The following is a 17,050-nucleotide window of genomic DNA, read 5'->3' as shown; positions in this document are numbered from 1 at the left end:
GGGAGAGGATTTGGCAAGACGAGGACCTGCCCGCAGTGCTTCGCCCGGCTGCAACGCTTCGCATAGCGATGCGGGCAGGCGCAGCGATGCAGGCGGGGACTGGGAGACAGCGGGACTTTGAGACGAGGAGAAGGGGCGACTTGGAGACGGGGAGAATCAGTCCCAAGAGCCTCCAGCAGCGGAATCTGAGCCTCGGATTCGGGCTCAGGAGCCTCTGGCGGCCGAATCGGAGCTTTGGATTTGGGCGCGGGCTCCCCCAACGGCCGAATCGGAGCGTCCGATTTGGGCTCAGGAGCCTCCGGCAGCCGAATCGGACGCCTTTGAGGCACTTTCGGGGGCGCTTGGCCTCCAACGGCATGCGGGGAGGGTGCCGTGGGTCATGAAACCGGTCACCTGGGACTCTGGGCTCCGCTGGGATGACCCTAACATACGCTGGGGTGATCCCAGCTACCTGCTCGAGCCGGGGGATCCCGGCTATGTGAACACCGCCCCGGCCACCCCCGGCGGCGGCTCTGTGAAAAAGAAAGGAACCAAACCCATGAACGAAACACCGGACAACCAGAAAGTGCTGCTCGCGCTCGCCAAAAAGATCCGCGCCGGGGCAGCTTCGTTGCAGGACGTCATCGGCCTGCACCATCATCGGGACACCACGCTCAACGCCGCCATCCTCAAGCTGGAGGGCGATCCCGCCGCCGCGCCCGGCAGCAACGCGAACAAGGGCAGCCAACTCGTTTACAAAACCTGCGAAGATGCCGCCCGGGATGCGCGCAGCGCCTTGAAGGCCCTGAGCGATGGCGCGGTGAAAACGCTGCTCATGGCCTACCGCGATGTGCTGGAGCGCATCCACGGTAGGAAGCACAACGCGGGCTGGAGCGCTGCGGGCTTCACGCAAAACCTGCGCATCCCGGAAAACCACGAGCAGCGCCAGAGCCTGCTGGCGGCGATGCGCTCCTACCTGGCGGCGAATACCGGGCACGAGGCCACTTTACCTCAGCCCAGCGGCCCGCCCTTGGAGGTGACCGCCGCCGCCGCCCAGGCGCTCGGCGTGACCTTTCAGGCCGCCTTTGACCTCGTGAACACGAAGGAGGCCGATCAGGCGAACTGCAAAAACCTGCGCGACGCGGACCTGCGCGGCCTCTTTGACGAGGTGAGCGGCACCACTCGCGAGTTGGGCGGCCTGCTGGCCGACGATGATCCTCGCTGGGAGACCTTTGGCCTGAACATCCCGGCAAATCCAAATCCGCCGGAGCCGGTGAGCGCCGCCACGCTCACCGCCGTGGGCACCGGCCGCGAGGAGCTGGCCTGGCCCGCCGCCACTCGCGCCACCTACTACCGCCTCTTCCTCAAAGTCCACGGCGTGGACGCGGATTTCCAGTTCATCAAACGAGACAGCGACCTCGATCACACCTTCACCGGCCTCACGCCCGGTGCGACGATCTCCGCCTACGTCATCGCCGCCAACCCCGGCGGCGAAGCGGCGCCCTCACCGACGGTGACGAAGGTGGTGGGAGCGTAGGAATGACGAAATCCGAATGGCGAATGAGGAATGAGGGCGTGTGCTGACTCGGTGTCCTCGGTGGTGAGACTGCAAGCCGTTCAACCACCGAGGGCACTGCTTTCCGTGTTTTCCGTGGTCGTATCGTTGCGCCCGGCATCCCATGGCACTCAGCAGCTTTCGGCCCGACGGTTGGGCGGGAAAAGTACGGGCTGGGGCGCTCCTATTGAGGCTCGCAAAATAGAGTGATGCAGGCACTCCTGCCTGCTCTCTTTGGCACAGACAGGAGTGTCTGTGTCACCCAAATGCGCGAGCCTCAATAAGCGTCGTTTTTCCATCCTAGGTTGGACTACGGCGACCAAAACATGGATTTGATCCAACATGGGAGGATGAAGTCCATCAGTGTGGTTGCTGGGTTGAACTGGGTCCCCAGTGTCAGAGGTGCTTTCCGCTCACGGTAATCCATTCTTCATTTTCAGGCCTCGCGGAGCCATTCGAGAAGCCTTGGTTCCAGCGGCGACAACGAAGGCATCGAAGTGACTTCGCGCTTATCGCCACCGTAGCCGGCAAAACAGGCACGATGCGCCTGGAGTGACATGTCCCCTTCTCGCGTGTAGTAGTCGGCCACCCACGCGAGGAGCGGTGCGAGATTGGCTTCCTGTTCTTGTTCCGATGAAAACTTGTGCGGTTCCCACGGGCGAGTTTTGCAGTTTGCGGAACAGATTTGGACGCCCGGGTTCAAGAAAATGAGCTTGGGCTGGAGCGGGAAAGTGGCTGCGACGAGGTTGGCGTAGCAGCCTTCGATGATCCAATCGTTCGTGAGTCCGCAGAAATCCCGGACAGCGGCGAGCGCCTCTTCAACCGGGCGAAGCATGCAATCCCCTTGCGGTTCCCAAGCGACGGTGTCCAGATCCAAGACCCGGCAGTCTGTTTCACGCGCGATTGCCTGCGCCAAGGATGACTTGCCGGAGCCGGAGTTGCCGATGATGGCGACGCGCATGGAGTCTGAGGCCGGAGGGTTCAGACGGGCAACACTCGCGTCGCTTTGCGAGCGGCATTACAGGCGACAAAAGAGTGGGGAAAGCACAGCGCGTTTCGCTTCATGGCGTGTTTTTAGCCGAAAACGAAGGTGGCGGGCAACTCAATTGATTGGGTCGCCGCCTCCGGCTCCTCTTACCCTACCCGCTTCGATCGATCCTGAAGTGGGATTTTCCAACCGCTTACAGGACGCTAATCAGACGCTGATTTAGAATTCAGGGATCAGCGTCCGATTAAGCGTCTCATCAGCGGTTCCAACCGGTTCGGAAGGCCACTACCTGGCGTTCACCGGAGTCGCCAGGACGATCTTGATCCGGCTGTGCTTCACTTTGTCGGGCACTTGGGCCTGGTAGAGGAGCATGCCGGTGTCGCGGTAGAATTCCTTGTCGAGGAACAGGATCTTGTGCGGCAGGTCGAGCCCGGACAGGTCCAGGGTGTCCACGTCTTCCTCATCGTCGTCTTCGGGTGTCGGGAGAATGGGCTTGGGCTTCTGGTCCTTGGTTTTTTGGGCCGGGTCGATCCATGCGCCGTCTTCGAGGACAAAGGTGTGCACGCCGGTCTTGTGGTCGAGCGCTTTTACGACCGGGCGGTTTTTCTCGTCGATGCTGACGGTGGGATTGAGCCCCACCCATGGCGGGCGGCCCTCATGCCGGGAGTAAACGACATCCGCCTGATGCGGTCCGGCCTCGGCGCGCATGGGCAGCTCGATCTTCGTGCCATCGCCGCGGTGGAAGGTCTTGCCGCGGTCGTCGGAATACGCGTAGAGCACGTCGCTGCCGGTGTGCCGGCCCTTGGAGGAGGGCGTGTTCTCATTGAGCAGGCCGAAGGCGAGGTGCAGGCGGTTGTTCTTGTCCCAGGCGAGGTGTGCGTGCGGCTGGGTGTAGGAGAAGTTGCCGCCTTCGCCGTTGTCTTCCCAGGCCGTGAGAGGGCTGCCTTTGGCTTTTTTGGCGCGGTTGCCTTTGGCAATGTCCGCGCGGGGCACATCGGCTCCGAGCATGGTCCAGGTCTGCGTTTTCACATCGAGCACGCTGATGGCGAGGCCCCACACGGGCTCGGCGCAGCGGATGGTGTGGTAGAGCACGCCGTCGGGGCTTTTGTAGAAGCGCGGGTAGGTGACGTTGAAGCCCTGGGGGCGTTTGTCAGCGCCCAAGTCGGAGGTGAAAACGAACTCGGAGATGTCCTCCGGTTTTTTGGAGAGCCAGTGCTTCACATGGGCGGACGAGTGCATGTCCCCCGAGACGTGGACGTAGCCCGCCGCATCCACCGCGAGGGAGTAGAAGCGGTGCGGATCGCTGCCGGTGACGTGCCCGGGCATGAGCGGCGCGGTCTGCACCTGGCTGCCATCCAGCGGGATCTTGGCGATCATCGTCTGGTAGCCGGGCAGGAGGAAGAGCTTGTATGCGTGGCCTTTGAAGGCGCGGACGAGGCTCTTGCGGTTGTGATCCGCGTCCATGGCATCGAACTCCCACAGGACTTTGCTTTTAAACTTGGGCGTCGCAGCCCATGCGTCATGCAGGGTGCCGAGAAGGAGCGCAGCGGCAAACAGCGCCCCGCAGAAGATTCGGCGGCTGAGTTGAGTGAATGGTTCGGAATTCATGGAGATGGTTTTAGCCGTGAATGGCAGAACCGAGCAATAACAATGTCGATTCACCAGGAGCAGACCGACATCGGGAGCCGAAGAGCGGTGAGTTTGCTGGCGCATACTTCCCACGCATTTTTCAGAGGACGCGGCTGGAGCCAGGAACGGGACTTCCGAACAGCAGCCGTGTGACTCACGGCAAGAGCATGCCCCCTGCCCTAACCTCCGCGCTGGATGCGCGGGGCGATCTTCAGGCAGCGCCAGTCGGCGTCCTGGACCCAGCCTTCGTCATTGCGCAGAATCGCACGCAGGGTCTGGGGCGGCTTGCCGCCAGGGAAGACGTCGGCCCTGGTCAGGGTGATGGTGAGGCTGCCGTCGCTGTGGAGCTGGATGATCTGGGGTTTGTCGGTGTCGAACCAGCCGTCCTCGGTGAAGACGATGATCCTGTCGGCCTCACGCTGATTTTTGATGACGCGGGCTGTGCCGGAGGCGGGCTTCAACTGAAGCGTGATCGTCCTCCCCTTCTCGCCCGCCGTGGCCGTCCAGGCGTCGCTGGTGCGCTCGGCGCGGGCGCGCTCGGCATTGAGCAGCTTGTGCCATTTCTCATTCAACTCTGCCGTGTCGGCGACGGGCAGCATGAGGCTGAGATCCATGGAGCCGGGGTGGCAGGAATTTCCACAGCACATCCAGGAGGCCTTGCCAGTCAGCGTGACTTGACCGCCGGGCTTCAGGTTGGCCGGCGGCGTGATCTCGGTGCGCAGCATGACATCGCGATCAAAGCCCTGCGCTTTGATCTTGAACATGAGCGTGCGCTCCGGCTCGGGATAGACGAGATCCTCTGCCCTCCAGCCCTTCGGCAAGTCCCACTTCATCTGCGTCGGCACGCCGACGATGCCCGGAACGCGCCAGTAGGTGTGCCAGCCGCGATTGTGCTCGATCCACAGACCGACGGTGAACGGTTTGCCGGGAACGATGGCGGTTTGTTCGGAGACGAGTTGGAGTTGGAGGCCTGTTTGGGCCGTTGCCGCAAAGGGCAAAGAGCAAAGGGCGAAGAGAAAGAGGCGCAAAAACATGAGGTGCAAACGAGCCAGACGGAGAGATTCCGGCAACTGATTCCAAAGAATGGCGGCAAAGTTGCCAACTCAGGCCCCACGCAGATGACCGCGAATCCACGAGGGACGGCGGCGGCAGTCCACCACGGCTCGAACCTTCACGATCTGATCCTCCACCGTGTAAAAGATGGCGAAGGGAAACCGCTTCGACAAAGCACGATGGAAGTGACGATAGGGCTTCAGGTGAACGCCGCCGGTGAGCTGCAGCAGGTCGATGTCGGAGAACAGGTTGCGCAGAAAATAATCTCCGAGTCCCGGCTCCTGCTTTTCGTAAAACCGATGCCCCTCGATGAGGTCGGCCTTTGCGAGGTCGAGGATTTCGATCTTCATCGCACCGCCTCGAGGATCTCCTTCTTCGCCACCTCCCAGTCGATGAATTTCGCCTTCCCGGACTCGACCGCCTCCTCGCGGACATCCAGCACCTCCTTTTGCCAGGCCGGCACCTCCAGCTCATTCTCCGCGGCGGACAGATCATCCCACAGCGCCTCCATGACGAAGAGCTTCTCCCGCAGCGGGAGTTCGTGAAGAGCCTGGAGCGAAATCATGTGCTGATGCTATTCGGAAAGAGAAACGAGGTCAATAAGCCGCATGGCCCGGCGTCCGCGCAAAGGGAATGACGTCGCGAATGTTGGGAACTCCTGTGACAAACATGAGGAGGCGCTCGAAGCCGAGGCCGTAGCCGGCGTGGGGGACGCTGCCGTAGCGGCGAAGGTCGGCATACCAAGCGTAGTTTTCGGGTTCGAGGCCCTGCGCGGCCATGAGACCTTCGAGGACGTCGAGTCGCTCCTCACGCTGGCTGCCGCCGACGATTTCGCCGATGCCGGGGACGAGTAGATCCATCGCAGCGGCGGTTTTCCCGTCGTCGTTTTGGCGCATGTAGAAGGGTTTGATGCCTTTCGGGTAGTTGAAGATGGTGACGGGGCCTTTGACGTGCTCTTCGGCGAGGAAGCGCTCGTGCTCGGTCTGCAATCCTTCGCCCCAAACAACGGGATTCTCGAAGCTGCGGCCGGATTTGAGCAGAATCTCAACGGCGTCGGTGTAGCTGATGCGCTCGAAGGGTTTGGCGAGCGTCTGCTTGAGGCGTGCGATGAGTTCCTTGTCGATGAACTTGTTGAAGAACTCCAATTCGTTCGGGCACTCGTCAAACATGGCCTGGACGAGGTAGCGCACCTGTTCCTCGGCGAGCGTCATGTCGTCGAAAAGGTCGTAGAAGGCCATTTCGGGCTCGATCATCCAAAACTCGGCGGCGTGGCGTGTGGTGTTGCTGTTCTCGGCGCGGAAGGTGGGGCCGAAGGTGTAGATGTTGCCGAGGGCGCAGGCGAAGGCCTCGCCTTGAAGCTGGCCGCTGACGGTGAGGTAGGTGGGGCGGCCAAAGAAGTCCTGCTCTGGCTTGGTCGGCGTGTTGGGCTTCAGCGTGGTGACTTGAAACATCTCGCCCGCGCCTTCGCAGTCGCTGCTGGTGATGATGGGCGTGTGGACGTAGAAGAAGCCGCGCTCTTGGAAGAAGCGATGCACGGCGAAGGCCATCTTGCTGCGCACGCGGAAGACGCTCCCGAAGAGGTTCGTGCGCGGGCGCAGGTGGGCGATAGTGCGCAGGAACTCGGGCGTGTGGCCTTTCTTTTGCAGCGGGTAGGTGGCATCGGCCTCGCCGAGGAGTTTCACTTCTTTGGCCTGCACTTCCCACTTCTGGCCGGCGGCGGGTGAGGCGATCAAATCACCCACGATCTCGACGGAGGCACCGGTAAGGATGCGCGGGAGCAGATCGGCGGTCGGCAGCGTGGCATCGACGACGACTTGCAGGCCTTTGAAGCAGGAGCCGTCGGTGATTTCGAGGAAGGAGCAGGCTTTCGAATCGCGCTTCGTGCGCACCCAGCCGCGGGCGGTGATGTCGGAGCGAGGTGATGCCGAGTTGAGGACGGATTGGATGGTGTCGAGGGACATTGGCGAAACGCTAACGAGCATCAGGCGTGGGGCAAGGCGGGAGGAATACGTCTTGTTCGCGAATCCTCATTATGGTTCAATCGCGAGATGAAAAGCTGGATTCTGCCACTGCCTTTTGCATTGCTTTCTTGCACTGCAACATCCCAAAACCAAGCGGTGGCGGACAAAAGGCCTAGCCACGTGTCGCCAGTAAAGCACAAGCGGATCAATGGCTATGATTTGTTTTACGATCTCCCCAAAGCTGTTGCCCTGCGGAAGGGACGGGCTTTAGCGCGGGAGCATTTCGACAGAAGTGAGTTTAGATTTCTCGTTTACGGACTGTCAAAAGGCGCGAACGCCTTTGAAAAGCGCCTTCAAGACCAGTACGGCATCATCACCTCTCCCATCGCAGGTTGCATTGTATCCGAAGGCATCGTGGCAGCGGCCAAAGGATACAATGAGACCATGCGAAGCCTGCTGGCCAAGCACTTCGGCAAGGATGTTTTTGCGGAGGCCTGCCAGGCCACTCATTAGACATCACACACCATCGCCGCATGGCGGAGGGCGAGGATGGGGTCGTCCCAGGTGGGGATGAACTCGTGGGCGACGAAGTCGTGGTAGCCGATTTCAAGGACGGCCTGCATGACGGCGGGGTAATTGATCTCCTGGTGCTCGTCGAGTTCGCAGCGGCCGGGATTGCCGGCGGTGTGGAGGTGGCCGATGTAGTCCTTGTGGACGCGCAGGCGGCGGATGATGTCGCCGTTCATGATGCTGACGTGGTAGATGTCGAACAGCAGCTTGAAGTTCGGGCTGCCGATGTTTTTGATGAGATCGACGCAGAAGTCCACGTCGTCGCCGAAGTAGCCGGGGTGGCCTTTCATCGGGTGGGAGCTGTCGCGGGAGTTCAGATGCTCGAGGACGAGGGTGATGCCTTTCTTTTCGGCAAGCGGGAGCACTTCTTTCCACGTGGAGAGGCAGGCGTCGATGGCCTTGTCGCGGTCCATGCCGTCGAACTTCATGCCTGTGAAGGTGATGACCTTCTTGCAGCCGACATCGGCGGCGAGATTGATGGAATCGGTCAGTTTGGCGACGACCTCGTCATGGAACTCGGGGTTGCACGGCCCTTTGGCAAAACCGTGGCTGCCGACGAGGGAGATGTCGAGACCGAGCTTCTTCACGTCCGGGTAGAGCTTCGAGTCGATGCCTTCGATGCCGACGAGGCCGATGGCCTTCGCATGCTTGGCGAGCTCCAGCGTGTCCATCGGCTTCCAGCACCAGCCCATGAGGGTGTGCTTGATGCCCTTGTTTTTGATGACGTAGGCAGGATCGGCGGCGGCTTTGGCGATGGTTTGGGCGCCGAGGCGGGAGGCGGCGGTGGCGGCGAGCGCGGTGGTGAGGAAGTGGCGGCGGTTCATGGCTGGAGTTTCAAGTTGCAGGTTTAAAGTTTGAAGTCGGGCTGCGGAAGAGAACGTCGTGCAGGCTCACTTTCCTATGCAGAAGGTGGAGAAGATGACGTCGAGGATGCGCTCAACATCGACCTGGCCGATGACGTCGCCGAGAGCCTGGAGGGCTTCGCGGATTTCGAGGGCGATGAATTCGGGGGCTTCGTTGCGTTCGAGGGCGGCACGGCCGGCGCGCAGGCGCTCGGCGCTGCGTTCGAAGGCGGCCTTGTGACGGGCGTTGATGGCGACGGGATGATCGGCGGCGAGCGGGCCGGCATTCGCGATGATGGCGCGGATGGCCTCGCGGAGAGGCTCGATCCCCTTCCCTGTGACGCAGGAGAACGGAAGAGCGTGAGATTCGGCGGACCAACTGGAGTGGATGCCGAGGTCGGCCTTGTTCAGGACGAGGATGCGACGATTGGCGATGGAATCGGGCAACGTGAGGCGCTGAACGGCTTCAGCAGTCTGGCTGGCATCGACGACTTCGATGACGAGATCGGCGCGGTCGAGTTCGCGTTCGGTGCGCTGGATGCCGACACGCTCGATGTCGTCGTCGGACTCGCGCAGACCGGCGGTATCGACGAGACGCAGCGGAATGCCGTGCACCTGGATGATTTCCTCGATGGTGTCGCGTGTGGTTCCGGCGGTGGGGCTGACGATGGCACGCTCGAAGCCGAGAAGGACATTGAGCAGGCTGCTTTTGCCGACATTCGGCGCACCAGAGATGACGGTGCGGGCACCATGACGCAGGATGCGGCCCTGCTCGGAGGTGGCGATGAGTTTTTCCGCACGCAGAAGCACGGAGTCGATGCGCTTGAGCAGATCGGCGCCGGTTTCGGGCGAGATGTCCTCCTCCGGGAAGTCGATGAAGGCCTCGATGTGCGCGAGCACGGGAATGATCTCCTGCTGCATGGCCGTGGCCTCGCGGCCGATGGCACCGCCTAGCTGCTCGTTCGCGGCTCGCAGGGCGAGTGTGCTCTGCGCGTGGATGAGATCCATCACCGCCTCGGCCTGGGTGAGGTCCATTTTGCCATTGAGGAAGGCACGCTGGGTGAATTCCCCCGGCTCGGCGGCACGCGCACCGCACGCGAGCAGGCGCTCCAACACCCGCTGCGTGACGAGCACACCGCCGTGGCCGTGAAACTCGATGACGTCCTCGCCTGTGTAACTGGCGGGCGATTTGAAGTGAAGCAGCAGCCCGTGGTCGAAGGAATTTCCATTCGCATCGACGGCATGCACGAGATGCGCGAGACGGGGCGCGAAATTGGCGGGCAGCTTGAAGGCCTTTTCGGCCACCCGAAGCGCCTGAGGCCCGGAGACACGCACGACGCTGATCGCGGCCTCGCCCAAGGCGGTGGAGATGGCGGCGATGGTGTCTGAAAGCATCGGCGATGGTGAAAGCGACCGGCCGAAAGTGCAAGAAGCGATCCGCGGAGGATGCAAGCCACGAGTTCTTTGGCGCTGATGTGTTGAACCCTCGATGTGCAACGTTTATGCTGCTCTTCTTTCCAACCCGATCATCCACAGCATGTTTGACGCTCCGCCTGACACCAATTTCATGGGCCCCTGGGTGCCCCGAAATGTCACGTGGATGGAAATGGCGTGCTACTTTTCCGGCGCGCTGCTGATTTCGGCGCTGACGACCTGGTGGATTTTGAAACGCGGGGGCCGCATCGGACTGGATGAGCCCGACTCACGAAGGAAGTTGCATGAGAGAGCCATCCCCAGGCTCGGCGGAGCGCCCATCTTCCTGGCAACGGGCCTTGCCTGCCTGGTGGCCGGCTACATCGGCGGCCTGGGCTGGAGCCGCTGGCTGCCGGTGGCGATTTGCAACGCGCTGATATTCAGCGTGGGCTTCGCGGATGACCTGAAGGCGCTGGGGGCGAAGGTGAAGCTTATCGGACAGATTGGCACGGCGATGATCCTCTACTCCCTGGGCGTTTCGATCGACATGCTGAGCAATCCGTTTGGAGAAGGCAGCATCGCCCTCGGCTGGTGGGGTGTGCCGTTGACCTTGATGTGGCTGATCAGCATTCCGAATATTGTGAACTTGATCGACGGAATGGACGGGCTGGCCGGCGGGTTTGGCTTGTTCCTGTGTCTGACGCTGGCGTTTCTCGGGCATTTGGGCCAGCAACCGGATGTGGTGGTGGTTTCGCTCGCGATGGCGGGTGCTCTGGCAGGTTTTCTGATCTTCAACCTGCCCCCTGCTAAAATTTTCCTGGGCGATGGCGGGGCCTATTTGATCGGCTTTTTCATCGCATCCGTGTCGCTGTTCACCGCGAACAAAGGTTCCGTGATCGGCGCGCTGCTGGTCGTGGTCATCGCGCTGGGCGTGCCGATTTTGGACACTTTGTTCGCGATCATCCGACGCGGCATGCGTGGCGTGTCGATCTTCAACGCGGACGCGGAGCACATTCATCACCGGCTGATCCTGCTGGGATATAGCAAGGGGCGGGCGCTGGCGGCCATGTATTCGGTCTGCCTGGTGCTGAGCCTTGTCGGCCTGAGCATTCTGGCAACCAAGGGAGTCGCGCTGCCGGTGGCGGGCTCTTTTCTGTTCCTGCTGGCCCTTGGTGCGGCGCGCTATCTGGGATATGTGCGAAGCTGGAAGAATTTCCGCGCCCAGATCAATGATGTGCTGGAGCGGCGCAGGCAGCGCGAGTTTTTCCGCGCCTACGGACGTGTTTTGGACTTCGAGGTGGAGCGCTGCGCTGATCTGGACAGTTTCTCCACGATACTTTCCCATGGCCTCCAGCGCATGGGGCTAAGCGCTCGCGCGCAAGGCGGGACAAGCCCGGAAGTCTTGAGAATCAACAATACCATGCAGTGCGTCATTCATCACCCCAAGGATGACAACGATGCCGGTGAGTGGCACCTGCGACTCGATGTCCTGATACCAGTACTCGAACGCTGCCTGGAGAAGTGGAATGCCCTGCCCGATTGCATAGAAAAGCCAGCCTCTTCTCCACCGCCAAAAGCCACGGCATGAAATTAAACGATAAACAGAGCGACGAAAAGAAGCCTCTCCTGGCCGGTGATGATGACGGCGGGGAAAGACCGCTCCTTATCGCGCAAGAGACAGTGGCGGATGCCATGGATGAAGACACTGATGCTGCCGAGGCCGCTTCCCAGGAGCGCAGCTATGAATTGCCCGGGCCTGCCTGGATGGGCTATGTTTTCGCCGTTCTGCCCATTTTCGCATGCCTGTTTGGTGCGGGACGGGAAGCGTGGTCCAAGGCCATCATCACGATTCCACTGGCCTTGGTGCTGATTTTCTTCTCGCCGCAAAGAAAGATGCCCAAACTCGCCTTTGCCGGCCTTGTGGGAGCGGTGACCGCTCCTTTGCTGATGTTTTTGCCCGCCAACGACTGGTTCGGGGTCAAAGCAGCCTGGCGGAAAACCCTGGAGACTGATTGGGGGATCGAACTGTCCCAAACCCTGACGCCGCAGGCCGCGGTCACCTTCGAGGCGTGGCTGCTTTTTGCCCTCTGCTGCGCCTGGCTAAGCTGGTGTTTGGCACGCGGTTTTTCGGACCAGCAGCGACGCGCGATGATTCAGACGCTGACTTTCGGTGGCATCTTGCTCTGCGCACTTTCCATCATCGAAGGAAGCAAATGGGTAAGCATACCCTGGTGGCCACGAAACCAGATCGCATGGGGGCATGGCTTCGGCCCGTTCGCCAACCGCAATCACATCAGCAGCATCGCCGCGATGACCGCGGTGCTATGCTCGGCGGCCGCATACGATGCACACCGCCGCAAATCGCGACTGTGGTTGTTGTTCCTCATCGGCTTCCTGGTTCCGACCATCTGTATTTTCATGAACAGCTCGCGGGCCGGCCTGGTCCTGCTCTTTCTTGGCATGACCACCTGGTTTGGAACCATCGCCATGCGCCGGGGCTTTTTTCAAAAAATGGCCGTCTCCGCGTCCTTGATCTTCATCATCTCCACACTGCTGGTCATGTCCGGCGGCCACGTCTCCAAACGACTGACGGAGGAAGGGCTTATTAGCTTCGCCTCCGGGCAGGGACGCGCGGAGATTTTCACCGAGTGCCTCAAAATGATCATAGACGCCCCTTGGATGGGAGTCGGACTAGGGAACTTCGACCCCGTTTTCTCACAAGTCTCCGGCATCGAGGAACCTGTGGCCCGCTTCATACATCCTGAAAGCGACCTGCTTTGGTTGCTGGCAGAAGGCGGGCTTTTGACCGTGCTGTCCGGCATGCTGTTACTACTGTGGGTGCTCTTGTCCACCGGACCATGGTTCGGAAAGAAAAAGCGTAAATCCGGCATGCAGGACCGACGCCTGCGTAATGCCTCCGCTATTGCGTTTGGGATCGGTGCCGTCCACGGACTGGGGGATGTGCCCAATCATGGACTCGCTTACGCGCTGTTCATGGGATTGCTTGCTGGCATTGCAATTCGTCCGCGGCGCCTCCCGGAGGCTTCTGGACTGGCTCAAAGAGTGGTGTTTCGTTTTATTGGAATCGCCGCGCTGACGCTCGGCGGCGCCTGGGCGGCCATTTCACTTGGGCATCCGGCTCTGCCAGGAGCAAGCGCAGCCGAGGCGCTGCGGGAGCGCGCCCTTGGCCTTGTTGAAAAAGGATCTCCCGCTGGAGCATTACCACTCCTCAACGATGCGATCGAGATGAAGCCGATGGATTTCCGCCTCTATTTTGATCGTGCGCGAGTCCGGCTGATGCTCGGTCAAGCTCACAATGATGCCTTGAACGATTTCGCACGTTCTCGCGTGCTGGAGCCACATTACGCACGTTACGCCTATACGGAAGGAGTCATCTGGCTAGACTACGCCCCGCCGCTTGCGATCATCCCCTGGCGCGAAACATTGCAGCGCTGGCCAGGGCACAACTACTGGGCCATGCTAGCTCACGCAAAGCAGCACCCTGAATTGTTTGAGCCACTCTGGAGTCTGGCCACCACAGCCAGCTTGAAAATGGAGTATTTGTCACACGTGGGCACACGCGAGGATTTTGCCCTCTGCCTGCGCAGCTTGCTGACCCAGCAACCCGACCTCGAAGGGCTGGAACCAGCCCAGCGGGAACGGCTTTTCAACATCTGGTATCAGCTTGGGGACCAGAGCGCCTTGATCTCCGCGCTCGAGACCAACCGCAAATGGCGCGATGACGGCTGGCGCATCCTTGCCGAGCATTATGCGCGTAATTCTGACTTCAAAAGGGCCTGCGAAACGGTTGTGCCTTACCTGCCCTCCGTCATCCGCACCGCCCCTGGGACGAGCACTGACATCCCTGCGCTCGAACGCGCGCTGCTCTACAATCCCACCGATGCACGCCGTGGGATCGATCTCTTCCAGGCACAGAAAACCCAAGGGGATATCGACGGGGCTCTGCGCACGCTCGAAAAAGTCTCCGCCATCCCAAGTGCCCCGCCTTACGTCCGGCAGGAAATCGCCTCTCTTTACATCCTAAAGCAGGACTTCCGACGCGCTTGGGAGCACCTCCGCGAAGCCATGCAAAGGCGGTAAGCCTGAGTCTCCAACCACCAGGCTTTAGCCCCATTCTCTTTTCTGAGAATCTGGGATTGACGCAATCCTGAGAGACGTTTAGCTTATTTAACAATCAATCATGCCTCTCATTTAACGAAAACAATATGGCTAAACTAGTAATCATAGACGACGAAGCCGCCATCTTGGAGCTTATGACCAAGCTCTGCAAAGCCGCCGGCCATCAGGTTTTCGGCTGCACCACCGGCATCGACGGCATCGCCGCCATCCGCGCCAACCAGCCGGAACTCGTCATCGTGGACCTTCGCATCGGTGATGTAAACGGCCTCGACCTCGTCAGCATGTGCCGGGATCAGTTTCCCAATACTGCGGTCATCATGGTCACCGGCCATGGCAGTGTCGAAACCGCAGTCGAAGCCATGCGCCTCGGTGCTTTCGACTACCTCACCAAGCCCTTCGATCTCGGCGACCTCATCAAAACCGTCAATCAAGCCTTGCAACGCAACGGTTCCGCCGGTGGCGCCCCTGCAGCTTCCCCCGTCACCCTGCCAAGTGCTAGTCTGCGCTCGGCCTCCTCATCCAAGCTGATTGGCCACAGCGATGCTCTCCAGCGCATTTTTGACATCGTGCGTCGCGTTGCCAACAACGACAGCCCCGTTCTTCTCGAGGGCGAGTTCGGCGTGGGCAAGCACATCGTCGCACGTTCCCTGCACGAGGCCAGCCGCCGCAGCAGCGCTCCTTACAAAGAGCTTCAGTGCAGCGCCATGCCCGAAGACGCGCTCGACACCGAGCTTTTCGGGCAAAACTCCATCTTCAACCGCGTCGCAGGCGGCACCGTCCACCTCACCGAGGTTACCCAACTCCCCCCCCGCATTCAATCGCAGTTGAACACCTTCCTTGACGAAGCCCAGGCGAAAAAAAGCCGCTTCAGCGGCAGCAACGTTGATTTCCGCCTCGTCGTCTCCACCACCGTCCCGCTCGAGGACGCTGTGAAGGCCGACAAGTTCCGCGAAGACCTTTACTACAAGCTCTCCGTCGTCCCGCTTAAGATCCCGCCGCTTCGCGAACGCCGGGAGGACATCAAGCCCATCGTCGAGCAATTCCTTCAAGAACTGGCCGAGCGCACCGAGACCAAGCCGAAGACGATCGACCCCGCCGCCGTCGAGTTCCTCGAAAAATACAACTGGCCCGGCAATCTCTCCGAGTTGCGCAACTCCATCGAACGTGCCTGCGCATTCGCGGAGGGCGACCGCATCAAGCCCTCCGACCTTCCCACCAAGGTCACGCAGCAGATCGAGGTGCCCACGCCTTCGGCCTCCTCCGGCCTCACGAAGCTGCCCATCGGCTCCACCCTCGACGACTTCATCAAGGCTCAGGAGCGCGTTTTCATCCAAGAGACCCTCAAATACAACAGCGGTTCCCGCGAAAAGACTGCGAGCATGCTTGGTGTCTCCATCGCCACCCTGTATCGAAAAATGGGCCTCAACGTCGAGCGCAAGACCACGACCTAGCGTCTCGCGGCTCTCCGGGAATTTTGTCGTCCAGCACGGGAGCGGCAGTTGCGCAGGCTCACGCCCGCGCCCAAAATGCCGTGAAAATCAGCCCCCTCACGCGCTTTGTCACCTTCCACGACCATTCTCTACTGCCGTTGCGCCTACGCCCAGGTCGTCCCCTCAGGCGTGAAAAACGAAGTCCTCGGCAAGCTCTGCGAATCCAGCGCCAGTTTTGAGACCGTCTCCGATCTCTGCGAGATGGCCGCACATCGCGATCCACGGCTCAAGGCCATCGCAAGCTGCTCCAGCCTCCGCATCGCCGCCTGCTATCCCCGCGCCGTCCGTGGTCTCTTCCAGCAGGCCGGTTCTCCGCTCCCCGAAAACGCCGAGATCCTCAACATGCGCACCCAGACCACCGCCGAGATCACCGACGCTCTCCTTCGCACCGATTCTTGACCACTCCTTGACCCTTTGACCGTTCCTTGACAGGTCATTCGTCATTCTGAATTCGTCATTCCCTTCCATGATCACGCACACCCACCGCCCGCTCCGCGTCATCCTTTACGAAGGCACCGGCAGCATCGCTCTACCCGCCGAGGCCCGCGCCAAGGTCATGATGGCGCTGCTCGACAAAGGCTACGCCGTCACCCGCAGCGGCCAGGGGGCCAGCGCCGTGCCGCACGACGATCGCAGCCTCCTCGTGCTCGGTGCCTTTGAAGGTAAAGCCCCCACCCTCGAGGACGTCACTGGCCAGATCGCCATCGACACTCGCGACATCACCGGCCTCGCGCCTGACGCCATCGTCTCCCTCGTCGAAAAGACCCGTGGCGACAAACCGATGAACGAACCGGGCAAATGGAAGCCCTGGTTCCCGGTCATCGACTACACGCGCTGCACGAACTGCATGCAGTGCCTCAGTTTCTGCCTCTTCGATGTTTATGGCGTTAGCGAGGACAACAAAATCCAGGTCCAAAACAACGACAATTGCAAGACCAACTGCCCCGCCTGCTCCCGCGTGTGCCCGGAGGTTGCCATCATGTTCCCGAAGTATCAGGGCGGCCCCATCAACGGCGATGAGGTGAACGAACACGAGGCCAAACGCGAAAAGATCAAAGTCGATATCTCCTCCCTCCTGGGTGGCGACATCTACTCCACACTCAAAGACCGGAGCAGCGCCTTCAAGTCCCGCTTCAGCAAGGAACGCAGCGCCGACAAGGCGCTCGACGAGCGCAAAAAGTGCCTCACCAAGCTCGTCGGCGACGGCTTCATCCCCGCCGACGTCCTCGCCAGCCTACCCAGCACCGACGAGATTCTCAAAAAAGCCGAGGCCGCCAAAGCGAAGGCCGCTGCGGCTCTTGCTTCACAGTAAAGTGCGCGGCTTTCTGAGCGCTACCCTTACTGTCGAAAAATCAGGCTTCAGAACTTACTCAAACGATAGGTCACTTGATCACAAGTGGATGACCATGGAGCCACCATCTCTTGGACTC

General features: G+C 60.8%; 15 protein-coding genes. 7 read left to right on the top strand and 8 right to left on the bottom strand.

Features of this window, described 5'->3' with window-relative positions; translation table 11 throughout:
- Positions 1–379: 379 nt before the first annotated feature.
- Positions 380–1,516, top strand: coding sequence for a hypothetical protein (locus tag ACILSE_RS20000; RefSeq protein ID WP_395719206.1), 1,137 nt, complete (start codon positions 380–382; stop codon positions 1,514–1,516).
- A gap of 454 nt (positions 1,517–1,970) precedes the next feature.
- On the opposite strand, the gene ACILSE_RS19995 is transcribed toward ACILSE_RS20000, so the two are convergent.
- The 6 genes from ACILSE_RS19995 to asnS form a co-directional block, all read right to left on the bottom strand.
- Positions 1,971–2,495: a shikimate kinase gene (locus tag ACILSE_RS19995; RefSeq protein ID WP_395719205.1), complete on the bottom strand. Its 525-nt coding sequence runs from the start codon at positions 2,493–2,495 to the stop codon at positions 1,971–1,973.
- A gap of 312 nt (positions 2,496–2,807) precedes the next feature.
- Positions 2,808–4,130 (bottom strand): BNR-4 repeat-containing protein, encoded by a 1,323-nt coding sequence (locus ACILSE_RS19990; protein ID WP_395719204.1) that lies wholly within the window; start codon positions 4,128–4,130, stop codon positions 2,808–2,810.
- Positions 4,131–4,330: 200 nt separating this feature from the next.
- Positions 4,331–5,185: a protein-disulfide reductase DsbD domain-containing protein gene (locus ACILSE_RS19985; RefSeq protein ID WP_395719203.1), complete on the bottom strand. Its 855-nt coding sequence runs from the start codon at positions 5,183–5,185 to the stop codon at positions 4,331–4,333.
- Between the two features lie 69 nt (positions 5,186–5,254).
- Positions 5,255–5,554: a type II toxin-antitoxin system RelE/ParE family toxin gene (locus ACILSE_RS19980; protein WP_395719202.1), complete on the bottom strand. Its 300-nt coding sequence runs from the start codon at positions 5,552–5,554 to the stop codon at positions 5,255–5,257.
- Positions 5,551–5,769 carry an addiction module protein gene (locus tag ACILSE_RS19975; RefSeq protein WP_395719201.1) on the bottom strand — a complete coding sequence of 73 codons (219 nt, stop codon included), beginning with the start codon at positions 5,767–5,769 and terminating at the stop codon, positions 5,551–5,553. The genes ACILSE_RS19980 and ACILSE_RS19975 overlap by 4 nt, the downstream gene beginning before the upstream one ends.
- Before the next feature lie 31 nt (positions 5,770–5,800).
- Entirely contained in the window at positions 5,801–7,165 is a 1,365-nt protein-coding gene (gene asnS / locus ACILSE_RS19970) for an asparagine--tRNA ligase (protein WP_395719200.1), read from the bottom strand.
- Positions 7,166–7,252: 87 nt separating this feature from the next.
- Here asnS and ACILSE_RS19965 point away from each other — a divergent pair, with 87 nt between their 5' ends.
- Entirely contained in the window at positions 7,253–7,678 is a 426-nt protein-coding gene (locus ACILSE_RS19965; RefSeq protein ID WP_395719199.1) for a hypothetical protein, read from the top strand.
- On the opposite strand, the gene ACILSE_RS19960 is transcribed toward ACILSE_RS19965, so the two are convergent.
- Both ACILSE_RS19960 and mnmE read right to left on the bottom strand, forming a co-directional pair.
- Positions 7,675–8,559, bottom strand: a complete 885-nt coding sequence (locus tag ACILSE_RS19960; RefSeq protein ID WP_395719198.1) for a TIM barrel protein — start codon at positions 8,557–8,559, stop codon at positions 7,675–7,677. The two genes, ACILSE_RS19965 and ACILSE_RS19960, sit on opposite strands and share 4 nt — an antisense overlap.
- Before the next feature lie 66 nt (positions 8,560–8,625).
- Positions 8,626–9,972, bottom strand: a complete 1,347-nt coding sequence (gene mnmE / locus ACILSE_RS19955) for a tRNA uridine-5-carboxymethylaminomethyl(34) synthesis GTPase MnmE (protein WP_395719197.1) — start codon at positions 9,970–9,972, stop codon at positions 8,626–8,628.
- Between the two features lie 142 nt (positions 9,973–10,114).
- Between mnmE and ACILSE_RS19950 the strand changes: the two genes are divergently transcribed.
- From ACILSE_RS19950 to ACILSE_RS19930, 5 genes are all read left to right on the top strand, one after another.
- The gene (locus tag ACILSE_RS19950) at positions 10,115–11,578 is read left to right on the top strand and encodes an MraY family glycosyltransferase (RefSeq protein ID WP_395719196.1); all 1,464 of its coding nucleotides are present in this window, start codon (positions 10,115–10,117) and stop codon (positions 11,576–11,578) included.
- Complete coding sequence (locus ACILSE_RS19945) at positions 11,575–14,091, top strand: O-antigen ligase family protein (RefSeq protein WP_395719195.1); 2,517 nt, start codon at positions 11,575–11,577, stop codon at positions 14,089–14,091. Before ACILSE_RS19950 ends, ACILSE_RS19945 begins: the two co-directional genes overlap by 4 nt.
- A 125-nt stretch (positions 14,092–14,216) precedes the next feature.
- Positions 14,217–15,581 carry a sigma-54-dependent transcriptional regulator gene (locus ACILSE_RS19940; protein ID WP_395719194.1) on the top strand — a complete coding sequence of 455 codons (1,365 nt, stop codon included), beginning with the start codon at positions 14,217–14,219 and terminating at the stop codon, positions 15,579–15,581.
- A 105-nt stretch (positions 15,582–15,686) separates the two neighbouring features.
- Positions 15,687–16,019: a hypothetical protein gene (locus tag ACILSE_RS19935; RefSeq protein ID WP_395719193.1), complete on the top strand. Its 333-nt coding sequence runs from the start codon at positions 15,687–15,689 to the stop codon at positions 16,017–16,019.
- A 67-nt stretch (positions 16,020–16,086) separates the two neighbouring features.
- On the top strand, positions 16,087–16,932 hold the full coding sequence (locus ACILSE_RS19930) for a ferredoxin family protein (protein ID WP_395719192.1): 846 nt from the start codon (positions 16,087–16,089) through the stop codon (positions 16,930–16,932).
- Positions 16,933–17,050 lie beyond the last annotated feature (118 nt).

Origin of the sequence: Prosthecobacter sp. (assembly GCF_044236155.1) — a bacterium.
Classification (GTDB): Bacteria; Verrucomicrobiota; Verrucomicrobiia; order Verrucomicrobiales; family Verrucomicrobiaceae; genus Prosthecobacter.
The sequence above is the reverse complement of the archived record's forward strand: the minus strand, read 5'-3'. Positions and strand labels throughout refer to the sequence as shown.